A 3,563-nucleotide genomic window follows, 5' to 3' on the forward strand; every position below is an offset into this window, starting at 1 on the left:
GCATGCTCCCGCCGGCCGGCAGCTGCCCCATCAACCGGCCGCGGGCCGCGACGAGCCGGCACGCGTCCGGCAGCGACCACACCCCGGCGACGTACGCCGCGGCCAGCTCGCCGATCGAATGCCCGGCCACCGCGTCCGGCGTCACGCCCAACGACGCGACCAGGCGGTACATCGCCACCTCGAACGCGAACAGCGCGGGCTGGGTGTACTCGGTGCGGTCCAGCAGCGTCTGCGCGCTCGCGCCGCTCGCCGCAGCCGGCCCGTCGCCGAACATCACGTCCCGCAGCGGATGCTCCAGGTATGCGTCGAAGTGCGCGCACACCTCGTCGAGCGCGGCCGCGAAGACCGGGAACGCCCGGTACAGCTCGGCGCCCATGCCGATCCGCTGCGCCCCCTGGCCGGTGAACAAGAACGCCGTCGTGCCGGTGCGGCCCGCGCCGTCGGCGATGCCCGGTCCCGGCTCGCCGGCGGCCAGGCGCGCCAGGGCCGTCAGCAGCGTCTCCCGGTCCGCGCCCACGACGGCGGCGCGCTGTTCGAGCTGCGCGCGGTGCAGGGCCAGCGTCACCGCGACGTCGGTCAGGTCGAGTTCCGTACGGGCGCGCAGCGTGTCGTGCAGACGGCTCGCCTGGGCCCGCAGGGCGTCGCTCGTCCGCGCGGACAGCAGCAGCGGCAGGGCCGCGGGGCGCGGGGGATCGACGGGCCGCGGCGGGGCCGCGGGCGCCTCTTCGAGGATCACGTGCGCGTTGGTGCCGCTGATGCCGAACGACGACACTCCCGCCCGGCGCGGGCGCTCCCCGGCCGGCCACGGCTCGGCCTCGGTGAGGAGCCGTACCGCGCCCGCCGACCACTCCACGTGCGGTGACGGCGCGTCGACGTGCAGGGTGGACGGCAGCGTCTCGTGCCGCAGCGCCTGCACCATCTTGATCACACCGCCGACGCCGGCCGCCGCCTGCGTGTGCCCGATGTTCGACTTCAGCGAGCCGATCCGCAGCGGTTCGGCGCGGTCCTGTCCGTAGGCGTTGAGCAGCGCCTGCGCCTCGATCGGGTCGCCCAGCGTGGTGCCGGTGCCGTGGGCCTCCACGGCGTCGACCTCGGCCGCGCTCACCCCGGCGTTGGCCAGTGCCTGCGCGATCACCCGCTCCTGGGACGGGCCGTTCGGTGCGGTCAGGCCGTTGCTGGCACCGTCCTGGTTGATGGCACTTCCGCGGATGACGGCCAGCACCGGGCGCCCGTTGCGCTGCGCGTCGGACAGCCGCTCCAGGGCGAGCACGCCGACGCCCTCGGCCCACGCGACGCCGTCGGCGGCACTCGCGAACGCCTTGCAGCGTCCGTCCGGTGACAGGGCCCGCTGCCGGGAGAACTCCTGGAACAGCAGCGGGGTCGACATGACCGTCACCCCGCTGGCCAGCACCAGCGACGTCTCCCCGGCGCGCAGTGCCTGCACCGCCAGGTGCAGGGCCACCAGCGACGACGAGCACGCCGTGTCCACCGTGACCGCGGGTCCTTCCAGGCCGAGGGCGTAGGACACCCGGCCGGAGACGACGCTGCCGGCCGATCCGGTCGCCAGGTAGCCCTCCGCGGCGCCGTCGGCGGCGTCGCGCGCCGTGTAGCCGTAGTCCTGGTACATGACGCCCGCGTACACGCCGGTGTCGCTGCCGCGCAGGGCGGTCGGATCGATGCCGGCGTCCTCGAGCGCCTCCCAGGACGTCTCCAGCAGCAGCCGCTGCTGGGGGTCCATCGCCGCTGCCTCACGGGGCCCGATGCCGAAGAAGGCGGGGTCGAAGTCGCCTGCGGCGTGCAGGAATCCGCCTTCCCGGGTGTAGATCTTGCCGGGCTTGCCGGGTTCGGCGTCGTACAGGTCGTCCAGGTCCCAGCCGCGGTCGCCCGGGATCGGGGTGATGGCGTCGACGCGGCCGTCGATCAGGTCCCACAGCTGGTCGGGATTGTCGACGCCGCCGGGATACCGGCAGCTCATGCCGACGATCGCGATCGGCTCGTCGGCGCCCGCCCTCGCCCGGACCGGGGCCGGGCGCGTCGGCGCCGAGCCGTCGACCCGGGTGCGCAGGAAGCCCGCGACGGCGGCAGTGGTCGGATAGTCGAACACCAGCGTCGACGGCAGCTGCACACCGGTCGCCGCGGTCACCTTGTTGCGGAACTCGACGCCGCCGAGCGAGTCGAATCCCAGCTCCGTGAACGGGGTTTCGGGGTCGATGGCGTCGGCCGACTCGTGGCCGAGGACCACGGCGACGATCGCGCGGACCTCGTTGCGGATCAGCGCCTCCCACTGGTCGGCGGGGGCGTCGAGCAGCCGCCGGCGCAGCGAACTGTCGGCGACCCGGCCGCGCGGGGGTACGTGGATGAGGCCGCGCAGTACCGCGGGCAGTGTGCCGAGCCGGCCCAGCGCGGTGAGGGCGGGGGTGTCGAGCAGCGCGGTCATCAGCATCGGTTCGTCGGTGCTCAACGCCTCGTCGAACATCTGCATGCCGGCGTCCGGCTCGATGGGGGCCAGCCCCAGGCGCGTACGGATCTGACGCACCAGGTGTTCGCCGCCCGGGTCGTTCAACGCCTCGGCCATGCCGAGTTTCCACAGCCCCCAGGCCAGCGCGTGCGCGGGCAGGCCGGCGCTGCGGCGCGCCTGGGCGAGCGCGTCCAACGCCGCGTTCGCGGCGGCGTAGTTGCCCTGGCCCTGGCCGCCGAGCAGTGGCCCTGCGGAGGAGAACAGCACGAACGCCGACAGGTCCAGGTCGCGGGTGAGCTCGTGCAGGTGCCAGGCGGCATCGACCTTCGGGGCGAGCACCCGGTCCACCTGCTCGGCGGTCAGGGTGTCGACGGTGCCGTCGTCGGCCACGCCCGCGGTGTGCACGACGGCGCTCACCGGTGCGTGCGCCGGTACGGATTCCAGCAGCGCCGCGACCTCGGCACGCTTGCTGACGTCGCACGCGGCGACGCGTACCTCGGCGCCCAGCGCGGTCAGTTCGGCGACCAGTTCCTCGGCCCCCGGCGCGGCGATGCCGCGGCGCGAGACGAGCAGCAGGGTGCGCACTGCGTGCCGGGTGACCAGGTGGCGTGCGGTGACGGCGCCGAGACCGCCCGCGCCGCCGGTGATCAGGACCGTGCCGTCGCCGAAGCTCACGCCGGTCGACGCGTCGGCAGTGGTCCGCGTCAGCCGGGGTGCCAGCGCGGCGCCGTCGCGGAGCGCGAGCTGGGGCTCGTCCGTGGCGGTCGCCGCGGCGAGCAACTGGTGCAGGTCCGCGGGGTCGTCGTCGTCGAGGTCGACGTTCACGATGCGTCCCGGACGTTCCGACTGGGCGCTGCGCACCAGGCCGCGGACGGCCGCTGCCGCCGGGTCCGGCGTCTCACCGGGCAGACCGGCTCCGTTGCGGGTCAGCACGATCAGCGTCGTGTCGGCGCAGGCCGGTTCGGCGAACCAGTCGCGCAGCACCGCGAGCGCCTTGTGCACGGCGGAGCGGACCGTCGCGGGGACGTCCTCCCCGTCCGCCGCCGTCTCGGGCGACCAGACGACGGCCGCGCCGCCGTGGTCCCCGGCCGCCGCGAACGCCGCG

The 3,563-nt window shown here is 74.9% G+C and carries 1 protein-coding gene; it reads right to left on the minus strand.

Features of this window, described 5'->3' with window-relative positions; translation table 11 throughout:
- Positions 1-3,563: type I polyketide synthase (locus G3I40_RS44635; RefSeq protein ID WP_164560496.1), on the minus strand; the 3,563-nt coding region annotated here is incomplete at both ends.

The sequence above is a fragment of the Streptomyces sp. SID14478 genome (genome assembly GCF_010548525.1).
Classification (GTDB): Bacteria; Actinomycetota; Actinomycetes; order Streptomycetales; family Streptomycetaceae; genus Streptomyces.